This is a genomic window from Mesorhizobium yinganensis (genome assembly GCF_040081985.1).
Taxonomy (GTDB): domain Bacteria; phylum Pseudomonadota; class Alphaproteobacteria; order Rhizobiales; family Rhizobiaceae; genus Kumtagia; species Kumtagia yinganensis.
In genome coordinates, this window is sequence record NZ_JBEBMH010000054.1 from 1 (window position 1) to 20,515 (window position 20,515).

The 20,515-nt window shown below is 57.5% G+C and carries 19 protein-coding genes and 1 pseudogene; 15 read left to right on the forward strand and 5 right to left on the reverse strand.

The genetic code is table 11. The features are described 5' to 3' along the window. Together ABMA59_RS35630 and ABMA59_RS35635 are read right to left on the reverse strand one after the other, a co-directional pair. On the reverse strand, positions 1-131 hold a 131-nt coding region (locus ABMA59_RS35630; protein ID WP_349004629.1), incomplete at its 3' end, for a transposase. Between the two features lie 68 nt (positions 132-199). Beyond that, a complete protein-coding gene (locus tag ABMA59_RS35635; RefSeq protein ID WP_349010086.1) occupies positions 200-553 on the reverse strand; it encodes a hypothetical protein in 354 nt (117 codons plus the stop codon). A 383-nt stretch (positions 554-936) separates the two neighbouring features. Between ABMA59_RS35635 and ABMA59_RS35640 the strand changes: the two genes are divergently transcribed. Beyond that, positions 937-1,440 (forward strand): helix-turn-helix domain-containing protein, encoded by a 504-nt coding sequence (locus tag ABMA59_RS35640; protein ID WP_349010103.1) that lies wholly within the window; start codon positions 937-939, stop codon positions 1,438-1,440. 115 nt (positions 1,441-1,555) lie between these two features. Here the strand turns inward: ABMA59_RS35640 and ABMA59_RS35645 are convergent, their stop codons facing one another. Then, complete coding sequence (locus ABMA59_RS35645; RefSeq protein ID WP_349010087.1) at positions 1,556-2,257, reverse strand: GntR family transcriptional regulator; 702 nt, start codon at positions 2,255-2,257, stop codon at positions 1,556-1,558. Between the two features lie 405 nt (positions 2,258-2,662). Here ABMA59_RS35645 and dctP point away from each other — a divergent pair, with 405 nt between their 5' ends. The 12 genes from dctP (at position 2,663) to ABMA59_RS35705 (ending at position 16,990) form a co-directional block, all read left to right on the forward strand. Next, positions 2,663-3,646, forward strand: a complete 984-nt coding sequence (gene dctP / locus ABMA59_RS35650) for a TRAP transporter substrate-binding protein DctP (RefSeq protein ID WP_349010088.1) — start codon at positions 2,663-2,665, stop codon at positions 3,644-3,646. A gap of 68 nt (positions 3,647-3,714) precedes the next feature. Next, positions 3,715-4,242, forward strand: coding sequence for a TRAP transporter small permease (locus ABMA59_RS35655; protein ID WP_349010089.1), 528 nt, complete (start codon positions 3,715-3,717; stop codon positions 4,240-4,242). Next, positions 4,239-5,555, forward strand: coding sequence for a TRAP transporter large permease (locus tag ABMA59_RS35660; protein ID WP_349010090.1), 1,317 nt, complete (start codon positions 4,239-4,241; stop codon positions 5,553-5,555). Before ABMA59_RS35655 ends, ABMA59_RS35660 begins: the two co-directional genes overlap by 4 nt. Positions 5,556-6,640: 1,085 nt before the next feature. Next, complete coding sequence (locus ABMA59_RS35665; RefSeq protein ID WP_349010091.1) at positions 6,641-8,743, forward strand: hydantoinase/oxoprolinase family protein; 2,103 nt, start codon at positions 6,641-6,643, stop codon at positions 8,741-8,743. Further along, on the forward strand, positions 8,734-10,743 hold the full coding sequence (locus tag ABMA59_RS35670; RefSeq protein WP_349010092.1) for a hydantoinase B/oxoprolinase family protein: 2,010 nt from the start codon (positions 8,734-8,736) through the stop codon (positions 10,741-10,743). Before ABMA59_RS35665 ends, ABMA59_RS35670 begins: the two co-directional genes overlap by 10 nt. A 5-nt stretch (positions 10,744-10,748) precedes the next feature. Continuing rightward, on the forward strand, positions 10,749-11,039 hold the full coding sequence (locus tag ABMA59_RS35675; RefSeq protein WP_349010093.1) for a hypothetical protein: 291 nt from the start codon (positions 10,749-10,751) through the stop codon (positions 11,037-11,039). Between the two features lie 416 nt (positions 11,040-11,455). Next, on the forward strand, positions 11,456-12,640 hold the full coding sequence (locus ABMA59_RS35680; protein ID WP_349010094.1) for an ABC transporter substrate-binding protein: 1,185 nt from the start codon (positions 11,456-11,458) through the stop codon (positions 12,638-12,640). Between the two features lie 66 nt (positions 12,641-12,706). Continuing rightward, positions 12,707-13,639: a branched-chain amino acid ABC transporter permease gene (locus tag ABMA59_RS35685; protein ID WP_349010095.1), complete on the forward strand. Its 933-nt coding sequence runs from the start codon at positions 12,707-12,709 to the stop codon at positions 13,637-13,639. Beyond that, complete coding sequence (locus tag ABMA59_RS35690; protein ID WP_349010096.1) at positions 13,636-14,598, forward strand: branched-chain amino acid ABC transporter permease; 963 nt, start codon at positions 13,636-13,638, stop codon at positions 14,596-14,598. Before ABMA59_RS35685 ends, ABMA59_RS35690 begins: the two co-directional genes overlap by 4 nt. Continuing rightward, positions 14,591-15,352, forward strand: coding sequence for an ABC transporter ATP-binding protein (locus ABMA59_RS35695; protein WP_349010097.1), 762 nt, complete (start codon positions 14,591-14,593; stop codon positions 15,350-15,352). The genes ABMA59_RS35690 and ABMA59_RS35695 overlap by 8 nt, the downstream gene beginning before the upstream one ends. Then, positions 15,345-16,031, forward strand: a complete 687-nt coding sequence (locus ABMA59_RS35700; RefSeq protein ID WP_349010098.1) for an ABC transporter ATP-binding protein — start codon at positions 15,345-15,347, stop codon at positions 16,029-16,031. The genes ABMA59_RS35695 and ABMA59_RS35700 overlap by 8 nt, the downstream gene beginning before the upstream one ends. Positions 16,032-16,144: 113 nt before the next feature. Continuing rightward, positions 16,145-16,990, forward strand: a complete 846-nt coding sequence (locus ABMA59_RS35705) for an alpha/beta hydrolase (protein ID WP_349010099.1) — start codon at positions 16,145-16,147, stop codon at positions 16,988-16,990. A 449-nt stretch (positions 16,991-17,439) separates the two neighbouring features. On the opposite strand, the gene ABMA59_RS35710 is transcribed toward ABMA59_RS35705, so the two are convergent. Then, on the reverse strand, positions 17,440-18,300 hold the full coding sequence (locus ABMA59_RS35710; protein WP_349010100.1) for an aldo/keto reductase family oxidoreductase: 861 nt from the start codon (positions 18,298-18,300) through the stop codon (positions 17,440-17,442). A gap of 92 nt (positions 18,301-18,392) precedes the next feature. Between ABMA59_RS35710 and ABMA59_RS35715 the strand changes: the two genes are divergently transcribed. Both ABMA59_RS35715 and ABMA59_RS37490 read left to right on the forward strand, forming a co-directional pair. After that, a complete protein-coding gene (locus tag ABMA59_RS35715) occupies positions 18,393-19,298 on the forward strand; it encodes a LysR family transcriptional regulator (RefSeq protein WP_349010101.1) in 906 nt (301 codons plus the stop codon). Between the two features lie 247 nt (positions 19,299-19,545). Next, positions 19,546-19,644, forward strand: a pseudogene (locus ABMA59_RS37490) (IS6 family transposase); the annotation flags it as partial. Between the two features lie 102 nt (positions 19,645-19,746). Here ABMA59_RS37490 and ABMA59_RS35720 read toward each other — a convergent pair. Next, positions 19,747-20,445, reverse strand: a complete 699-nt coding sequence (locus ABMA59_RS35720; protein ID WP_349010102.1) for an IS6 family transposase — start codon at positions 20,443-20,445, stop codon at positions 19,747-19,749. Between the last annotated feature and the right edge of the window lie 70 nt (positions 20,446-20,515).

A 20,515-nucleotide genomic window follows, 5' to 3' on the forward strand; every position in this document is an offset into this window, starting at 1 on the left:
CTCGCCTTCCAGGCATAGAAAGTTGCGCTGCTGATCCCGTGTTTGCGGCAGACATCGGCCGTGGGAACTCCCGCCTCCTGCTCGCGCAACACCGCGATGATCTGTTCTTCTGAAAACCTCGATCGCTTCATTGTCCGGTCCTTCTTGCGGTCCGGACTCTAGCCTCATCTGGTCGACATCAAAGGGGTCACAGCACTGCTCAGCCGGTCCTCGCGCCCCAATGGCTTTGCGTTCCTGCCCCCTTTTCCTTAGCGCTGTGCCCTTGGGCACGCGCGATCATCGTGTCTTCACTGTAGGGCGCGAGAAGTTCGAAAGCGTTCTGCCAGACCCCGCTTTCGCTCCAACGCGTACGGCGCGCATGGGTGACCAGGAAGTCACCGAACCTGCCCGGCAAGTCTCGCCTCGGGATCGGATCTCCGCCCGATGGCATACAAAACCGCCTCCGCGAACAGCCGGTCATCTTCGTGGTGCCGCCGAAATCGCTTTCACGATCTGGCAGGAGATCTTTGATGCTCTCCCATCGATCGTCGCGCCACGCATAGCGACCTGCCATTCGGTGGCGTGTTCCTGATCCGCCGACAATCTCTCAAGAACCACATCGCTGGCGATTCAGGAATCTGGAGGCTTCTGTGAGCCCGCGGTGCAACACAGAACGCCTGCGCGGCGCTTATTGATCCACAGCCTAGCCAGGCTCGAGAATTGAACGGCAAACATCCCGCTAAAGTTGCGACAACCCTTTTGCGAATGACGCGTTCCTCATTGAAGTTTTTATTATAAGATCGATATCATATGAATGGAAAGAGTCGGCAAAGGTGCCGTCTTGCGCAACCGCGAATTGGGGAGATCCCTTTGAAGCCAGTCCGAAGCAGCGTTACCAACGAAAGGGACCATTCCGCGGGGCAGCGAGAACAGACTCCACTAGCCGCACGGCCAGGAGTGTCGCACTTGGCGCGCTCTGATGTCGAAGCGCGGCTGTCCGATCTTGAGTTTAGGTTGGAGCGCCTAACTCAGGCGTATTATCGCTGGAAAGCTGCATGTTTTTCCGCAGTTTGCGAGGTACCTCTGACCGGTGACGATGTCGCTCTGGTCAATGTCGTTAACATCGGCAGCGAGCCGAAGCGGCTTTCCGAAATTGGGCAGTTGCTCAACCGTGTCGACATTCCCAATCTTCAGTACGCCACTCGAAAGCTCGTACGAACGGGCCTCATCGAGACTGAAGGCAACTCGTCTCGCAAGGAAACGCGCTATCGGACAACCCTGAAAGGACAGGCAGTCGCTGCTGCCTATGCCGACCTCCGTCGAGAGACGCTGCCACCGATGTTTGACGCTCTCGACGAATGGGCAGCCAAGCTCGAAAAGACCGGCATGCACATGGACTTGCTCGCTAGTCTCTACGGCCAAGCAGCTCAAATCGCGGTAAGTCGACGGCATCAATCTTGACCGGTTTACGATTGGTGAACGTAGGCAAACATCGGCGCAACCAAGCCGTAGGCGCCAACATTCTTGGATAAACGACAGCTAGCCGCTAATTCGGACGAGCCGATGGCGGCTGCTGTCACAGCTTCCCACTGCTAGCAACCTTGTTAAAGGTCCTTTCCAGATGCTGATCAATCAGCGGCCCGAGCACTTGCATGTTGCGCGCAAGCGCCGCAGTTCGGATTTGATCGTGCTCTTGCTTGACGTTTCGCTCGACACTCTTGGTGGAAAGGCAAATCCGACGATACCGCTCGGCACAAACATAAACCTGCTCGCGCAGCCTTAGAAGCCAACCGGAGGGGCAGGCAGAGACCAAGGCATCGTGATACTCCTTGTTCAGGCCTTCCCACTCGTTGATAGCTGTGACGTCACCGCGATCGATACGCTCCTGAACTCGTTCCAGCCTGTAAAGCGCCGCCACCAATGCAGCTTCCCATTTCTCGTCCCCATGCTTGAGTGACTGTTCAAGGGCCTGCTTTTCAAGCATCTTGCGCATGTCCGTGAGATCTCGGAAATCCGGAAGAGAAATCGGTACGACCATGAAGCCGCGCCGGTCAAGACTGACGACGAGGTTATCCGAGACCAGTCGCGATAGCGCCTCCCTAAGAGGGCTTGGCCCGATCTTGTACTTCCTGTTGAGCATCCCGATTCGCAAACGAGTTTGGGGCGCAAGCTCGCCGGACAATATGTCCTCACGCAGGATCTGCCATGCGGCCACCGCTTGAGACGAGCCTTCACTCTCATCGTCAACGTCGCCAATTGGTCGTTCGAGTTTGTTCATGTTCGCGATAGCCATTTTCTATGGTGTGTCATTGCGCGTCCGAAAAATCAACGAGAAAGTCCATCTTTATCGACGTTTTCCAGGGGGCGGTTTAACGGGCGCTGTTGCCAGCCGGCATCCACCCTTTTGGCCCGCGAACTTCGGAGCAGGATCGATGTCTGCGAAGGGGAGGGCGGACCCGGCCCGCGCATATGTGCAGCGATCGCCACGCATCCGGAAGTCACATTGCCGATGTGATGGTTAGAAGGCATAGTCATCGTCGATTTTATCGATAAAGATATTGACAGACGGCAAAATACTGATTTAGCGGTTATTTGCGTTGGGGGGCGCAGCTTGGCCCCCATCGTATCTCCCCGGATGGGCAAGACGCCTTGGGGGGCAAGTTGAAGCACAAGGAGGAACAAGGTGGGTTTCAAAAGAATATTGGCATCCCTCGCACTCGTGGCTGGTGTGTTAACGGAAACAGCGACCGCGGCCGAGCTCCGAGTCATATCCAGTTGGGACCACACTTATCCGGCCTATCCCCTGTTGCTTGAGCAGTATACCAAGAACGTCGAGGCGGCTTCGGACGGTGACATAAAGTTCAAGATAAGCGGACCGGAGACCGTTCCCTCCTTCGAGCAACTACAGCCGGTGGGTAGCGGTGTTTTCCAGTTACTCTTTACTCATTCGGCTTATCATTTCGGCAACACCTCATTCTTGATGGCGGTCGACGGCTTGAAGGGTGACGTTCGGAAATGGCGAGAAGCCGGCTTGATCGAGCTGGTCGACAAACACTACGAGCGCTTCAATGTGAAGGTCATTTTCATGGCCAAGCCGCCGGAGAACAGCGGCTATCAAATCATCCTGCGCGACCCGGTCACGCCCGCTCACGATATGAATGGTCGCAAAATCCGCGGAACGCAATCCTATGCCGGTGTACTGTCGATGCTGGGAGCTTCTCCCGTCGTTCTGCCCGGAAGTGAAATCTACACGGCCCTTGAGAAGGGCGTTATCGACGGGGCAGCTTGGCCGGTCATCGGTGTGATCAACTACCGCTGGAACGAAGTGGCGAGATATCTGCTGCGTCCGGTCTTCGGTGCGCCTGTCCATTCCTTGTTCATCAATCTCGACACATGGAAGGCGCTGACCCCGGCCCAGCAGAGCACACTTCTGGAAGAGGGGAAGAAGATCGAGGCGTCTTGGGAAGCCGATTGGCTAAAACTTATGAAAACGGAAGAAGCTGCTTTGATCGAAAAGGGTGCCCAGATCACCACGATGGCCCCGGCGCAGGCTGAACAATTGTCGGCGGCCTATGAAGAGGGTCTTTGGGACGCGGCCCTGAAGAAAGACCCCAAGGATGTGGCTGATCTCAAGGAGTTCGCCAAGAAAAATGGTCTGACCAACTGACGATGATAAGAGCGAGGCCGCCGAAGGTTTGCGGCTTTTGCTCGTTTAACAAAGAGGACGTTCGTCGGATGGAATTTCTGAGGTTGTTGGCAGCGATCCATGATCGGCTCAGTCGTGCCGGCTTCGCCATTGCGGCTGTTGTTCTGATGGTCATGACCATCTCCTACTGCTTCGAGGTTGTCTCGCGCTATTTCTTCAACTCGCCGACAATTTGGGCCAGCCCGCTGGTATCCTACGGTTTGTGCGCCAGCATATTTTTGGCTTTGCCCGACCTCGCGCGCCAGGGCGCGCATGTTTCCATCGACCTTCACGATCAACTGGTGTCGCCGAAGGTCGGCGCTTTGCTGCTCACCGCCACCAGGCTCGTTTCCGGATTTGCGTGTTTCGTCGGTGCGTTGATTACCGGTGCACAGATGTTAAGCGAGTACAGTATGGACGTCTGGACAAACACCTATCTTCCCATTCCAAAGTGGTGGCTCTTCATCGTGATTTCATACGGGCTGCTGAGTGCCGGCCTTTATTTCTTTCGTCAGGCCTTCGGCGATTTGCCGCAGCCTTCCTCAGAGTCTGCGAGCCAGGAACCGGTAGCAAAATGACTCTCATCGTCACCCTCATCATTGCCGTTATGCTATTGGTTGGCTTGCTGCTTGCGGGCGCACCTATCTTTGTCGCGTTTCTCGTTGTTAACGTGACCGGAGTACTGTTTTTCTTCGGGCCGTCTGGTTTCGGGCTGTTCGCGAACAGTATCTTTACGACCGCCAACACCGATACGCTTGCTGCCGTGCCACTTTTCATCGTGATGGGTGAACTGCTGTTCCGGTCCGGAGCGATGGAGCATCTCTTCAGTTCGCTCGATCGGCTCATCGGCCGTGTGCGGGGCCGACAATACATCCTGTGCATCCTGCTATCGGCCATCCTCGGCGCGTTATCTGGCGCGGCTATGGCTGTCGCCGGTCTCCTCGGGCGTTCGCTTTATCCTGCGATGATCAAGCGTGGTTATGACCCAAAGCTGTCGGCCGGCACAATCCTGGGGGGAGCGAGCCTCGATCCGATCATTCCGCCCAGCGTGCTCGCTGTCATCCTGGCGACTATCGCCCAGGTTTCGACCGGCAAGCTGTTGATCGCCGGGGCCGGCCCCGGCATTCTCCTGACCGCGCTTTTTCTGATCTATGTGATGGGGCGTGTTTGGCGCAATCCGGCGCTTGCGCCGGATGTGTCCCAAGATGCGAAAGAGACAAAGGGCAGTGTCCTTGTTGCTATCCTTCAGATGATTCCCGCCTGTTTCATCTTCTTCCTCGTGATGGGGCTGGTCATGCTGGGAATAGCCACACCGACGGAGGCGGCTGCGACCGGCGTCTTCGGTGCATTCATTCTCGCTTACTTTTACGGGGGCCTCTCGCTCCCAATGCTGCGGGAATCGCTCTACACCGGCGTCACCGTCTCATCCTTGATCCTGCTGATCATGTGTTGCGCAGTTATTTTCAGTCAGTTGCTCACCTTTGCCGGTGCGCCGCAGATGTTTGGAGAACTCATCACCGCGATGAGCTTGCCGGTAGCTGTGATGATCCTCATCATGTTGGCGCTGCCCTTCTTGCTGCATATCTTCCTGTTTCTAGATCAGGTGGCGCTGCTTCTGGTTCTAGTGCCGATCTACAAGCCAATCCTGGCAATCTATCAGATCCATGAGATCTGGTTCTTCACCATGCTGCTCATTGTCGCGACCGTTGGCGGCATTTGTCCACCTTTCGGCTATACGCTCTTTGCGATGAAGAGCGCGCTGCCGAACACATCCATGTCTGATCTTTACAAAGCTGCCTGGCCGTTTGTTTGGATCATTTGTCTCGGCATTCTGATCGTGGCGCTCTTCCCGCCCATCGTCACCTTTCTGCCGGACCGAATGGGGCAGTGACCGGAACGCCAAGAACGGGTAACCGTCATCGTGCATGAACCCACGGGATTGCCCAGGTCCCCAACGGGTCGGAGTGCGCTTAGCAGGCTGATGAAAAAGGAGCGGATGTTCCTCGATTGATTCTGTTCTGATCACGCTCCGATTCCGATACGTTCCGTGAACAAAACGGAATTTCAACAGCCTGCTAGATGAGAGAGGAGGCAGAAGCGCCCTTGGCGAGCGTGCGGTTTCGATTTTGTTAACGTGGGTCGTGCGGCAGGAACTGGAGGACTTGGCGAAGCGGCGGCGTACGAAGCAGGGGCCGGCCCGCCGCGCCCAGATCGCTTGTTCTGCTGCCGGTTTGCAAGACAAACAGATTTGAGCTCGGCTGGGCGCCGATACCGAGACGGTGGGCATGCTGCGGCGGCTACGATTTGCTCGACATGGCGTCGAAGGTCTTTACGACGAGCCGGGACGCGCCCCATCGATCGCTGCAGGTTATGGTGCGGGCCACAGGCTATGTCTCCTCCGCCATCCGTCGCATCTGAGACGCAAGCCGCATCGCGCAGGTGCCCGATATCCTTGAGCTGCATCTTGTGATGGACAATTACTCCACCGACAAGGTTAAGCAGTCGGCGACTTCCTCGCCATGCGTTTACGCTGGCAAGTTCATCTGACGCCAACTAACCTGGCCTTTATGGAGCAATTGGGCCGAGTGCTTCTTTGCCGATCTCATGGCAAGCCACGGGGCGTCCATCGGTTCACAAGCGGACTCCAAGCGAGATCGAGACCGTCATTCCAAAACCCTATCACTGGATCAAATCGGCTGACGATCCGCGCTTCCTTCCGGCGTTTCTGTCTTCGCGCAATCGCTATCGCCGATGCTCAACAAATCCGAGGGGTTCCAGGATCGGAACACTAGCGGAGGAAAGCTCAGCAGACGTGAAATTGATTTTATCGATAAAATGATTGACATACGACAAAATCATCCTTTATCGTCTGTTGTCTTCGGGAGGACCCGGCTGAGCAACACGGCGTCGCAGGAGGGCCGAGAGACGCTCGCGTGCGCACTTGCTTATTAAGAAGACATCGCAATGGGAGGTTCTATGACTTATGCAATCGGCGTAGATACCGGCGGCACATTCACCGACGGATTTCTGGCTGGCACGGACGGCATGCTGGTGTCAGCGAAGGCCCACTCGACGCCCCCCGATTTCTCGCGCGGTTTCATCAATGTGTTGGGGGAACTGGCGAACGCGATCGGGAGCAGCGTGGAAGAGCTGCTGTCAAGGACGGAATACATTGTCCACGGTACGACTTCGACGCTCAACGCCGTCATCACTGGAGACGTAGCGCGTGTCGGTTTCCTGACAACCCGGGGGCATGGTGACTCCATTCGGATCATGAATCTGGAAGGCCGTTACGCCGGCCTGGATCCAAGCGCAGTTCAAAATATCTCTCGAACGAACAAACCTGCGCCACTCGTGCCGCATCAGGACGTGATCGAAATCGACGAGCGTATCGACCATAAGGGAGCGGTCATCGTTCCCCTCGATGAACAAGGCGTACGCGCCGCGGTGAGAAAGCTCCGCGATAGGGGTGTTCGGGCAATTGCTGTGTCCTTGCTCTGGGCATTTCGCAATCCGGTTCATGAGCGGCGCATTAGTGAAATCGTCCAGGAAGAAGCGCCCGAACTCTATGTCGCCCTATCCCATGAGACGAGCCCGCGCATACGGGAGTATACCCGCAGCGCTACGACCATCATCAACACGCAGATCGGGCCAGTGTTGAAGGGATATCTAGCGCCGCTCGAAGAAGAATTGCGTGCAAAGAAATTCAACGGCTCTTTGTTGATCATGCAGGGATCCGGTGGATGCGTACAGGCTGCCGATGCGCCGAAACATGCCGTCGGTACACTGGGCTCGGTTCTCACCGGCGGCGTTGTCGGCTGCCTGCGTCTGGCCGAACGCCTCGGGCATAAGAACATCATTTCCACTGACATGGGTGGAACCACGTTCCTCGCGGGGCTGGTGCGCGACGGCAAACCGAGCACCACGACGACCACCGTACTGCATCAGCATCAGATCAATACGGCGATGGTTGACGTTCGCACCATCGGTGCCGGCGGTGGCGCTATCGCCTGGATCGATGGGGGAGGCAATCTGCGGGTCGGACCCCGGAGCGCCGGCGCGCGTCCTGGTCCGGTTTGCTATGGCGAAGGCGGTCACGAGCCGACCGTCACCGATGCTGACCTCGTCCTCGGCATCATTAATGCCGACAACTTCCTCGGCGGTCGCAAGAAGCTGTCGAAGGAACTCGCGGCTGAAGCGATCCGCACGAAAATCTCCGAGCCGCTCGGCCTGACAGTGGAACAGGGAGCGGCCGCGATCTATGCCATCCAGAATGCCCAGACAGCCGACCTTGTACGCAGCGTCGTCGTCAATGGCGGACACGACCCTCGGGACTTCGTGCTGTATTCCTTCGGCGGAGCCGGTCCGGTGCATGCCGTCAACTATTCTGCCGATCTCGGGGTGTCCGAAGTGGTTGTGCCGTTAGGCTCGACCGCCGCCGTGTTTTCGGCTTACGGACTTGCGTCCTCGGATATCGTGCTAACCGCCGAGATGTCCGATCCAAACAACTTCCCCGTCGATCCGGGCACGCTCAACGGCAACTTCGAGAAGCTTGAAGCTGAACTCGCCGAGCGCCTGATCAAGCAAAAGCTGCGCCTCTCCAGCGTGATCTTCGAGCGGGAAGCAGAGCTGCGTTACACGATGCAGATGGCAGAAGTGACGACTCCTGTCCCTGAGGGTACTCTCGGTGAAGCCGAGATTGCTGGCATCGGCGCTAGCTTCGAACAGCTCTACGAGCGCATCTACGGCAAGGGCGCGGGGTTCAGCGACGCGGGCCTCCAGATTATCACCTACAGAGTACGGGCCGTCGGCATCTTGCCAATCCGGCCCGACCTCGCCGCGCATGAGCGCGCGGTTGCTAATCCGGTTCCGTCGTCTACCCGGAAGGTTTTCCTCGATACCCGCAAAGGATGGCAGGACACGGCGATCTACGACTATCGCGCTTTGGGCTCCGGGTCGAAGTTGTCCGGACCCGCCGTGATCGAAACGCCGACTACCACCGTCGCCCTGCCGGAAGGCTTCGCCGGCGTCGTGGATACTTATGGCAACCTCATCATTCGCGTCGCGAATTGTGCCTGAGGGAGGAAGACATGCCACTTATTCAAATCGCAGGATCGGAGCGTTTTGCATATCAGCCGAAACCTGCTGAGCATACGAGGAAGCTCGCCTCAGGGGCCAGGTTGCACACCGTGTCCGACGGGGACATCGATGCAATCGATCCGCTGACCTATGAGGTTATCCGCCACCGCCTCGCCGCGATAGCCGGTGAGATGGGTGACGGACTGAAGCGCATGTCAGGGTCTGTTGTGGTGACGGACTGCAACGACTTCGGCGCGACCATCCTCGATGAATGCGGAGACTCCGTCGTCGTGGGGCTCTATAATACGCAGCTCGCCGCCTCGGTAGACATGGCCGTGAAGTGGACGCTGGAGAACCGCTCGAGGCAGGCCGGCTTCCAGGCCGGCGATATGTTTTTGTGCAATGATCCCTGGGTCGGCGGCGGGCTGCATCAGAATGACGTGACGCTCTTTGCGCCGCTCGTTCACGAGGGCGAGGTCTTCGCCTGGACCGCGGTCGTGTGCCATCAGGTCGATCTCGGAGGCGTTTCGCCGGGAAGTTGGTCGGTCGAAGGGCGCGACGTCTTCTGGGAGTCGACTCCGATCCCGCCCGTCAAGATCGTCGAAGCTGGCAGCATCCGGTCAGATATCGAAGACATGTATCTTCGCCGCTCCCGGGTGCCGCGTCTCATCGCGCTGGACCTTCGCGCCAAGATCGGCGCCAACAACATCGCCCAAGAGCGCCTGACCGCCCTGATCGCAAAATACAGTGCGCAAACTGTTAAAGCGGTCATGAAGCGGATGATGAACGATGCCGAGGCAAGACTTCGCGCCAAGCTGCAATCGCTCCCGGACGGCGTGTGGAGCGGGGTCGCCCATCAGGACTCCTTCCGCCACAGCGACCGCAACGTCTACAAGATTCTCCTCACCATGACGAAGAGCGGTGACAGTTTGAAGTTCGACTTCACCGGCACGGATAAGGAAACGGAAGGTTTCGCCAACTGCACCTTCGCGGGCTTGCGCGGTGGCATCATGCCGATCGTGCTGACGATGTTATGTGGCGATATCCCGTGGTCGCCTGGCGGCCTATATCGGTGCCTCGACATCGTCAGCGAGCCAGGCACGATCAACAACTGCAACTTCCCAGCCGGCATCGGCAAGGCTTCGGTCGCATCTGCCTGGGCGACTCAGAACGTGGTTTCGGAATGCGTTGCCGGAATGCTCGATGTTCATCCCGATCATCGAAAGTCGCTAATGTGCGTGTGCTGCGGGACCTGGGATCTCGCAGTCCTCGCCGGGCTCGACCAGCGTGGCAATCCCTTCGTCACCATGATCTGCGATTCCATGGCCGGCGGTCTGGGTGCGCGTGTCGATCAGGACGGGGTCGATACTGGAGGGCTAAATTGTATCCCGATGGGACGTGTCGCCGACGTTGAAATCAATGAATTCAGCTTCCCCATGCTTTACCTATGGCGGCGGGAGGAGATGGATTCCGGTGGGCCGGGTCGATTCCGTGGGGGCATGGGCGGATCGAGCTGCTTCATCCCGCACGATTCTCCGATTGGCGGTGTTCATCTCGTGGTCTCTGCGACCGGTAAGGCGCTGCCTCAGGCGACAGGTGTTAGCGGCGGTTACCCCGCCGGCACCCAGTACGATGTTCTCAAGCGCAACGCGAGCATTGCGGAGCTTTTCGCAGCCGGCCGTATCCCCTCATCGTTGGAAGAAGTTGGTGGCGTCGCCGACATTTTGGAGGCGCATCTAGAAACCCACCTCGGGGAGCGGGACGTCTATTATACCCATTGGCAGGGAGGTGGGGGATATGGTGACCCGCTTCTTCGAGATCCGGTCCTCGTCGCCCGCGACGTGGGGGCCCGCAAGGTCTCCACGCGGGCGGCCAATGATATCTACGGCGTGCTGCTGAACGCCGATGGCAGCACGGACGAGTTGGCGACACGTCGTCGTCGCACTCAGATCCGATGCGAGCGTGTCGGCGAACCCGTCCCGGACCAGGCAGCGGAGTGAGAGCCATGAAGATTGACGACAATGTTCGGCTGCAATCGGACGGAAACATCGTCTGCAGCCACTGCGGCCATCAATTGGGAACGAGCGTCGGAAATCCGTTGGCCAACGCCATCCGGCGTGAGCGGCCCTCCCAGGATGCGGGGCCCGGGGTGCGCGCCCCGGCGTCCCATTTCACCGAGCGGCCGATCGGTCTGCGGCAAGCATTTTGTCCTGGCTGCTATGTCCTGCTTGCGACTGAGATCGCGCCGACGGATGAACCATCCTATCGGCATTGGGAGTTGTCAAGCGCCGACTGAATCCAAGAGTCTATCGATAGTGAACACTACTCGATGGATTGACCGATCCGCGTTCGTTGCTCGTGAGCCGATCCTTGATGGTTTGCGCGCAGCCAGGGCGGCCTGATCAACACAAAGTTCCGAGGTAAGCAGCTGACCAAGGAGAACGATCTTCTCCTTACTTCGGTCTACGCTTGGCATGAACCCGCAAATAAAACGCAGGATGACTCATATGGCAGGACGCCCGGGACTTTCCTCGGTTTGATTTCTTGCACGCAAGCGTCTTTCAGCCGAGCAAGGGCGAGGTCTGATCAGACCTGTTCTGGAAGCGTTCAGCATGCTGCGAGAGCAGCCCTACGGGGCGAACGACGGCCACTAGCAGATAGTCGGGAACTCACACCGAAATGAACCACCGCTTAAGCGAGGGAAGAAGAGCTATGATCAAGAAGACGTTATTGACATGTCTGGGAAGCGCACTTGGCGCGTTGATGATTTCATCTGCAGTTGCGGCTCCGCCAACGGAGATCAGACTAGGTCTCGTAACCACATTGACCACGTCCGCAGCGGCTGGTGGGGAAGCGACGAAGGAAGGTATTGAACTTGCCATTGAGCAACTCGGCTCGAAAATAGGCGGTATCCCGGTAACGCTGTTTGTTGAAGACGATGCGCTTAACCCGGCGCTCGGGAAGCAGAAGACCGAGAAATTGATCCTCCAGGATCGCGTCGATTTTCTCGTCGGCTACAACTATAGCAACGTTCTGCTCGCCGCGTACAAAGCTGCCGTCGACAACCAAACCTTCCTTCTCAGTACCAACGCCGGTCCGGGTGTACTGGCGGGGAAGCATTGCAATCCCTGGTTCTTTGCCATACGTGATCAGACCGAGCAGGCGCCTCGCGTCATGGGCGATGAGCTGAATCGAAAGGGTGTGAAACGCCTGTATACGATGGCTCCGAACTACGTAGCCGGCAAGGAAATGGTTGGTGGCCTTCTCAGCCACTTCAATGGCGAGGTCATCGGCCAGGACTACACCAAATGGCCGGATCAGCTTGATTTCTCAAGCGAGATTGCAAAGATCAAGAGCGCGGCGCCGGATGCAGCCTATGTGTTCTATCCTCCAGCGCACGCCCTGCAGTTTGTTTCGCAGTTTCAGCAGGCGGGCCTCAAGGGAAAAATCCCGCTCTACTCCAACTACACCTTTGATGGTCTTACACTTCCGCAGCTGGGTGCCCTAGCGGACGGTTCTCTGCTCACTATGTTTTGGTCGGTCGACCTCGATAACGAGGCCAATCGTCGTTTCGTGGACGCGTTCAAGAAAAAACATGGTCGTGAGCCTTCGAATTTTGCCGCCTCCGCATATGACGCGATCATGCTGATCGACAGCGCCGTCCGTGGCGTCGATGGTGAGATGAGCGACAAGGACAAGCTCCGCGAGGCGCTGGAAGCTGCAAATTTCCAGTCCGTGCGCGGCAAATTCCGTTTCGGGACCAATCATTTCCCGATCCAAGACTTCTACCTCCTACAGGTGGTGCCGGCCGATGATGGCACGTTCACTACCAAAACCCTGTCCGTGGCTGCGACGGAAAATTCGGACACTTACGTGAACGATTGTCAGATGAAATAAAGGAACGGACTGAGAGCGAGTTCGAAAGTCGCGTTTTTTGGCCCTCGTTTCCTTGGAAATTCTATAATGTCTCAAGCGACATTTTTGCTGTTCCTAGAGCAGTGTCTGAACGGCTTACAGTTCGGGATCATGTTGTTTCTGATCACTGCCGGTCTGACCTTGGTCGTTGGCATCATGAACTTTGTGAATCTCGCGCAAGGGTCGCTATTCATGCTGGGTGCTTTTGTGGCCGCCTGGTTCGCCTCGGCCACCGGAAACTACTATCTGGCGGTAGCTGTTGCGGTTGCAGCCACTGCGATCATCGGCGCGCTCGTGGAGGTGCTCGCGTTGTCCAGGTTCTATCGGCGCCCACACCTGGATCAGGTTCTTGCGACATTCGGCTTCATTCTGATCTTCAATGAGGTGGTTCGAGTTTTGTGGGGTTCGCAGGGTCTGACTGTGGTCTTGCCACCAGAGCTCAATCTTTCGATCGAACTTCTTCCAGGCCTCACATATCCATTGTTCAGGTTCGTGTTTATTGTGTTTGGCTTGGCTGTCGCTGCCTTCCTCTATGTGCTGATTGCTCGTACCAGAGTTGGCATGTTAATCCGGGCAGGGGCCAGCGACCGGGAAATGGTTCGCGGCCTCGGCGTCAACATTGGCCTACTCTTCACATTCGTCTTCGGCCTGGGCGCGGCTCTCGCCGGGCTCGCTGGAAGTCTTTCCGCCCCAATCATGTCCGCCTCGGTTGGCATGGGTGAGCCGGTGCTCATCCTTGGTTTCGTGGTAATCGTGATTGGCGGCATAGGTTCAATCCGCGGCGCCTTCTGGGCTGCGCTCTTGGTAGGATTCATTGACACCTTGGGACGCTCATACGCAACATCCCTGATTTCGCTGATCTTTGGCAGCACCGCCGCGTCGAGCGTCGGGCCTTCGCTATCCGGTATGATGATCTACATCCTGATGGCGACCGTCCTCGCTGTTTGCCCTGAGGGACTGTTCAGGGCGAGGGCGTCATGAACCGAGTCGAGAACCGTCTTGCGGGCATTGTTCTGGTGCTGACGCTTGCTGTCATTCCTGCGATTGCCTTCGCCTTTGATGCGATTTTCGCTCTCACTTTCGCGACGCGTATCCTAATTCTAGCCGCAGCGGCAGTGAGCCTTAACCTCATTCTAGGATATGGTGGTCTGCTCAGCCTCTGCCATTCAACCTTCCTCGGTCTTGGCGCCTACGTCGTTGGCATCGGCGGCTATCACGCCTACAACGATGAAATTGCCTGGATGGCCGATGGCTTCGTGCAGCTTTGCGCCATCCTGGTTCTTTCGGCAGGAGCTGCAGCGATCATCGGGGTGATTAGTCTCCGTACACGGGGCATGTACTTTTTGATGATTACCTTGGCTTTCGGTCAAATCCTTTATCTGGCTGCCATTGGTGCTTACCAATATGGCGGTGACGAGGGGATGACGATCTTTCAACCGAGCACCTTTGCAGGGTTCGCGCTGCAGGGCCGATTTGTGATGTACGCGGCTGCAGCGATATTCTTCTGCGTCTCTGTGCTCGTCGTCGAAAGGCTCACGCGGTCGCGTTTCGGTCTGGTTCTTCAGGCATCGCGAATGAACGAAGCTCGGGTCTGCGCACTCGGCTATGACCCAATGCGCGTCCGGTTGGTTGCATTCATCATTTCTGGGGTAATGGCGGGTATGGCTGGTTTCCTTCTCGCAAACAATGCGGAGTTCGTAAGCCCCATCGACTTGCATTGGACGCGGTCAGCGGACCTGGTGATCATGGTTGTCCTCGGAGGGCTCGGTATTGGCCTTGGCCCTCTGTTTGGAACTGCTCTCCTCTTGATCGTGGAGGAGTTGGCATCGGGCATGTCTCCTCATTGGCCTATCATTGTCGGCGTGATGGTGCTCCTTGTGGCTCTTTTCATGCCTCGCGGTCTTGCGGGTCTCGTTTCAAGCGAGAAGCGTCATGACTGAACCACTGTTATTTGTGGAATGCTTACAGAAGAGTTTCGGCGGATTGTCCGCCACTGATGGTGTCTCGTTGCAGGTCAGCCATGACAGTATCCATGCGATAATTGGCCCCAACGGCGCTGGAAAGACGACGTTGCTTTCCCAGCTCTTCGGCCAACTGCGTCCAGATGCCGGGCGTATTGTCTTCAACGGCACGGACGTGACACACGCTTCCACGTCGGCCCGCGTCAGGCTCGGAATGGCGCGGTCGTTTCAGATTACGTCGCTATGTCTCAACCTCTCGGTGCTTGAGAACGTCCTGCTTGCTAGTCAACTCCGCCGGGGAGGCTGGACTGGGTTCTGGCGACGGGCGACGGCGTCGCGTGATGCGGTCGAGCACTCCGAAACTGTCCTGGCACAAATCGGACTTTTGGAGCGACGTCGCGATGTCGTGGAACAGCTTTCGCACGGCGAGCAGCGGCAGCTTGAAGTGGCGGTCGCGCTGGCGCTTGATCCACTCCTCTTGCTCCTTGACGAGCCGTTGGCCGGCCTTGGTCCAGATGAGGCGACCAAGATGATCGCGCTGCTGAAGAACCTAAAAGGAAGCGTCTCGATGCTTCTAATTGAGCATGACATTGAAGCGGTGTTTTCGCTGGCCGATCGCATCACCGTTCTCGACTTCGGCCGAGTGATCGCGTCCGGCCCGGCTGACGAGATCCGCGGGCATCCAGATGTCCGCAAGGCTTACCTCGGCCACGAGGAGGAAGAGCATGCTTGAGGTTGAGGAATTGACGGCTGCGTATGGCCATAGCCGGGTTCTTGACGGTATCACGCTTACCGTCGCGAAGGGCGAGGCCGTGACACTGATGGGTCGCAACGGCATGGGTAAAACGACAACCATAATGTCCATTCTAGGCCTGATATCGAAATCCGGTGGTCACGTTCGGTTTGACGGTCGCGATGTCACAAATTGGCCCGCACATCGCGTTGCCGCACTTGGTATCGGTCTGGTTCCAGAGGGGCGACGGATCTTTCCGAACTTAACAGTCGAAGAGAACCTAATTGCAACGGCGCGGTCAGGCAAGTGGAGTATCCGGCGCGTTCTGGAGCTATTTCCACGTCTCCATGAGCGCCGCAGCAATATGGGCACACAGTTATCGGGCGGTGAACAGCAAATGTTGGCAATGGGACGTGCGTTGCTCACCAACCCGAAGCTTTTGATCCTCGATGAGGCGACCGAGGGCTTGGCGCCGATCGTCCGCAACGAGATCTGGCGGTGCCTCCACATTTTGAAGGGTGAAGGCCAGGCGATCCTCGTGGTCGACAAGCACATCGACAAGCTGCGTCTTCTCGCCGATCGGCACTACGTCATACAGAAGGGACGCGTGGTGTGGAGTGGGTGTTCCACGCGGTTGCAGACCGAACGAGACACAGTTGAGAGCCTTATCAGCGTTTGAGGACGTCTGTTCTAGGTGCGGCATTACCAGACTCCCTGCATCCAATATTGCAGGCAATCCAAAAGTTCGTTCCCAGGCGAATTTGAGCTTCGATCGAGGAGGAAGGGTAAAGGATGGTGAACGGGAAATCGGCCTATTCATTAGATGCGAGCCGAGAGTCTGATACCAACGCTTTAGCGCGGTACATCGATCGCAGCGTCACTGTTCGCGGGATGCACAATGCTCGACTTGGACTGAAGTACGGGACCCTGGCAGACGAATGCATCGACATTTTCGCTCCATCCGAGGAGGGGAGGGCCCCGTTCGTGGCGTTCTTCCACGGCGGTTGGTGGAAGGCCAACAACCGGATCTCCCGTGCCTTCCTCGCGGCAGAGTACCTGAAACGCGGTTTTGGCTTTGCCTCGATTGGCTATCCATTGGCACCCGAGCATTCAATCTCGACGATCTTCGAGAGTGCTCGCAATGCAATATCCTGGCTTCATCGGAATGCATCTCGCTTTGGTTTGAATCCGTCGAGAATTCTCCTTGCAGGAAACTCAGCAGGTGGACACCTCGCGACGATGGTCGGCGCGGAGGATAGTCTTGCGGCGGCTGGTTTGCCGGCGAGCTCGGTCGTTGGGATAGTCTCGCTTAGTGGGATTTACGACCTGGGTCTGCTGGCCGGAACATTTGTGGAGGAATGGCTTCCACTCGACCAAGAGATCATCAGGAGCTGCAGCCCAATCCATTGTTTGCCATCGCAGAGCACGCCGCTTCTCTTGGCGGTGGGAGATGCTGAGCCGAATGGTTTTAAGGAACAGATGTTGTCCTACGCCTATGCTCTAGAAAAAGCCGGACGTTCCGTTATCAGCGAAGAAGCGGCTGGACACTCGCATTTCAGTATTATCGGCGAACTAAGTCGGCCACGCGCGCGGCCGTTCGAATTTTCCGTCGAGCGACTCACAGGAGAACGACCATAAACATCAAGGTACAATCAACCCAAGGCTATGGAGGCCGAACGAAAGGTCGAGGAGGTAGTGGAGAATTGATCATTTGGTCCAGGACCTCGCCAGCCTGACGAAGCGACGAAGCCGAGAAAGGTTTCGGAACGCTCGTCGTAGCGGGTGCGATGTGTCGCCACTGTTTGAGTGTGGCAAATAAGGCCTCGATGCCCAGAGGTCCTTGCAGGTGATGCTGGTACATTGCGATGGCGGCGTGGCGGGATGATCGACCCACCGCTGCTGATCCCGTGGTTGCGGCTGACGCTGATCCCATGGTTGCGGCTGACGTCGGCCGTAGGAACTTCCGGCTCCTGCTCACTCAGAGATGATTTATTCCTCTGAAAACCCCGATCGCTTCATTGTCCGGTCCTTCTTTCGGTCCGGACTCTAGCCTCATCCGGTGAACATCAAAGGGGTCACAGCAGCCTCTAAATAGCGGCCAGTTCCTTGAGCGTTTCATCCGACAAATCGATTTCGGCAGAGGCGATATTCTCACGCAGATGCGCGATGGACGATGTGCCGGGGATCACGAGGATGTTGGGCGCACGATGCAGCAGCCATGCGAGCGCGACTTGCATCGGCGTCGCATCGAGGCGCTGGGCAACATAGGATAAGCGGGACGAATGCAAGGGTGTGAACCCGCCAAGAGGGAAGAAGGGGACATAAGCAATGCCATCGCGCGCAAGCTCGCCTATCAGGGCGTCATCAGTGCGATGAAGGAGATTGTAGTGGTTTTGGACGCAAACGATGTTGCAGGTCCGACGTGCTTCCGCGACCTGCGCCGGCGTGACGTTGCTCAGCCCGATATGGCACACGAGCCCCTGTCGCTGAAGCTCGGCCAAGGCTGTAAGCGGCGCCTCTATTGAGCCTTCAGCAGGACCGTGTTCGTTGAACATGACGCGGAGGTTCACCACGTCCAATACGTCAAGGCCAAGGTTGCGCAGATTGTCGTGGACGGCTTGGGTCAGTTCCTCTTTCGAGGAGGCCGGGAACCAGGATTTGTCCTCACCGCGCCGGGCGCCGATCTTCGTGACGATTACCAAATCCTCGGCATATGGCGCGAGCGCCTCACGGATCAGTTGATTGGTGACATGCGGGCCGTAGAAGTCGCTGGTGTCGATGTGGTTTACTCCGGCAGCCACCGCTTCGCGCACGACGGCCTGTGCTGCAGCACGATCCCTGGGCGGTCCGAACACACCCGGGCCTGCAAGCTGCATTGCGCCATAGCCGAGTCGCCTCACACAGCGGTCGCCGAGGTTAAATGTACCCGATTTATCGATACTGGACATGACACACTCCTTCGAGACGCTGAAATGTTAACCACTACCCATTTGCATGATAATGGGACACAATCCGAACGGGGTGTTCGTTGGAGTGAACAGTGAAAGTCGACCTCGGTGACTTGAACGCATTTGTGGAGGTGGCGCGCGCCAAGGGCTTCCGCAACGGTGCTAGGGCAAGCGGCACCAGCGCGTCAGGCCTCAGCGAAGCGGTGAGTCGGCTAGAGGCGCAACTTGGCGTAAGGCTGCTGAACCGAACAACGCGCAGCGTCGCTGCCACAGAGGCGGGACAGCGCCTGCTCGAGCGTCTCAGCCCGGCCTTGAGCGAGGTTGGGGCGGCGATAGACGCGGTCAACGGCTTTCGCGACACGCCGGCGGGCACTCTGAGGCTCAATGTTCCGACCGCCGCGGCTCGGTTGGTACTGCCGGCGATCGTGCCGGGCTTCCTGTCCGCTTATCCAGATATCCATCTTGAGGTGATCGCTGAGGATCGTTTCGTCGACGTGTTGGCTTCCGGATGCGACGCGGGGATCCGCTATGAAGAGCGGCTAGAGCAGGACATGATCGCGGTGCCGATCGGACCGCGTCAGCAGCGCTTTGCCGTGGCTGCTTCCCCAGCCTACCTCGACCAGCACGGCCGACCCAAGCACCCGCGTGAATTGCTCGGCCACGCCTGTTTGCGCCATCGCTTTCCAAGTGGCGTGACGCCGCCTTGGGATTTTGAACGCAATGGGGAGGAGGTACGGATCGACCCGATCGGGCCGCTGATTGTGACGACAGGCGGAGCAAGCGACCTCGCTGTTGAGGCAGCGATTGCAGGTCTCGGAATCGTAGCCCTGTTTGAGGATTGGCTGCGGCCGCATATTGAGAGAGGCGCTCTAGAGCCCGTCCTGGAACCATGGTGGGAGCGTTTCGTAGGCCCCTTTCTCTACTATCCTGGACGACGCCTGGTCCCCGCCCCACTACGGGCATTCATCGATTTTGTTAGAATAGGTGGCGTCGCTTAACCGGTTGATGCCCGAAACCCGGTTCGGATGGTAGCGCACTCAAATCTTCTCAGTTTATCGTTTGCTATGTACGCCTCCGGCGAAGACTTCACCGGATGGGTACTTTGCTATGTTGTCGCCTACTGCAAGGCCAACCGGTTATGCGGCCGCAATTATCGGAATTTCAATCAAAGTAGGCTCAACGGTCCGTCGTTGCAGGGTATAGATGTGCAGGCTGATATTGGCGATGGATCCGCCGACCATCACCGCTACGGCTGGGTTGATTCCGGCCGTCGTGCGTAGCTCGCACAAAGGGCTCAACAACCGTGCTGAGAATTCTCACCTTCCCTTTCTTCAGCACGAGCGATGCGCATGGTGTGCTTCAAGTCGATGCGGGCAATGACAGCGTTTCGTTTGGTTCTGTCGCAAACTCGAAGCTGAGATGAGGAAAGGCTGCCTGCTCAAATTTTCACGCGGCCAGCATTTTGAACTGTTCGACAAGTGACGGTGCTGGATTGTGCGCGTATCTCGCCTGCCGTTTCCGCATCATGTGAACCATTTCAATGCCGTACAGGATAATCGCTGCGCAGGTGGTCGATTTGAAGCCGAGCATGGACCGGATCCGGCGCTTGATTCGCCGGTGGTCTTGCTCAATCCGGTTGTTCAGGTATTGGCTTTGCCGGATGCGGATCGGCTTCAGCGATCGTCGCGATTGATCCCGCAGCCTGTTCTCGCCATCGCAGGCAATGATTGCCTCGCAGTTCGTCTGGCTGCCATCAATGACGATGCGTTCCGGACGTCCATGGCGCTTCAGGGCCTTGCGGATGAAGCGCTTGGCAGCCTGCAGGTCACGGTTCTCGCTGAAGAAGAACTCGACCGTGTCGCCGACGCTGTCGATAGCGCGATAAAGAAACATCCAGCGGCCACGGACCTTGATATAGGTCTCATCGATGTGCCACTTGCCGGTGACGGCACGCTTTCGCCGGTTGAAGCGCTCGAGCAGCAGCGGCGAGAAATGCACGACCCAGCGGTGGATCGTCGAATGATCGACGCTGATACCGCGCTCAGCCAACATCTCCTCCAGATCGCGCAGGCTGAGATTGTACGCCAGGTACCAGCGGACGCACACCAGGATGACTGATTGGTCGAAGTGACGGCCTTTGAACATAACAAGGTCCCCTGAAAATCAGAGGGACTTCATGCTGGACACGGATTGCAATTCCGTTTGCGACAGAACC

Excerpts from the sequence above, each read along its gene's own strand:
- ABMA59_RS35705 (WP_349010099.1), top strand. The coding sequence starts at position 16,145 with ATGGTGAACGGGAAATCGGCCTATTCATTAGATGCGAGCCGAGAGTCT.
- ABMA59_RS35665 (WP_349010091.1), top strand. The coding sequence starts at position 6,641 with ATGACTTATGCAATCGGCGTAGATACCGGCGGCACATTCACCGACGGA.
- ABMA59_RS35685 (WP_349010095.1), top strand. The coding sequence starts at position 12,707 with ATGTCTCAAGCGACATTTTTGCTGTTCCTAGAGCAGTGTCTGAACGGC.
- ABMA59_RS35675 (WP_349010093.1), top strand. The coding sequence starts at position 10,749 with ATGAAGATTGACGACAATGTTCGGCTGCAATCGGACGGAAACATCGTC.
- ABMA59_RS35695 (WP_349010097.1), top strand. The coding sequence starts at position 14,591 with ATGACTGAACCACTGTTATTTGTGGAATGCTTACAGAAGAGTTTCGGC.
- ABMA59_RS35660 (WP_349010090.1), top strand. The coding sequence starts at position 4,239 with ATGACTCTCATCGTCACCCTCATCATTGCCGTTATGCTATTGGTTGGC.
- ABMA59_RS35700 (WP_349010098.1), top strand. The coding sequence starts at position 15,345 with ATGCTTGAGGTTGAGGAATTGACGGCTGCGTATGGCCATAGCCGGGTT.
- ABMA59_RS35690 (WP_349010096.1), top strand. The coding sequence starts at position 13,636 with ATGAACCGAGTCGAGAACCGTCTTGCGGGCATTGTTCTGGTGCTGACG.
- ABMA59_RS35680 (WP_349010094.1), top strand. The coding sequence starts at position 11,456 with ATGATCAAGAAGACGTTATTGACATGTCTGGGAAGCGCACTTGGCGCG.
- ABMA59_RS35635 (WP_349010086.1), bottom strand. The coding sequence starts at position 553 with ATGGCAGGTCGCTATGCGTGGCGCGACGATCGATGGGAGAGCATCAAA.
- ABMA59_RS35645 (WP_349010087.1), bottom strand. The coding sequence starts at position 2,257 with ATGAACAAACTCGAACGACCAATTGGCGACGTTGACGATGAGAGTGAA.
- ABMA59_RS35720 (WP_349010102.1), bottom strand. The coding sequence starts at position 20,445 with ATGTTCAAAGGCCGTCACTTCGACCAATCAGTCATCCTGGTGTGCGTC.
- ABMA59_RS35655 (WP_349010089.1), top strand. The coding sequence starts at position 3,715 with ATGGAATTTCTGAGGTTGTTGGCAGCGATCCATGATCGGCTCAGTCGT.
- ABMA59_RS35710 (WP_349010100.1), bottom strand. The coding sequence starts at position 18,300 with ATGTCCAGTATCGATAAATCGGGTACATTTAACCTCGGCGACCGCTGT.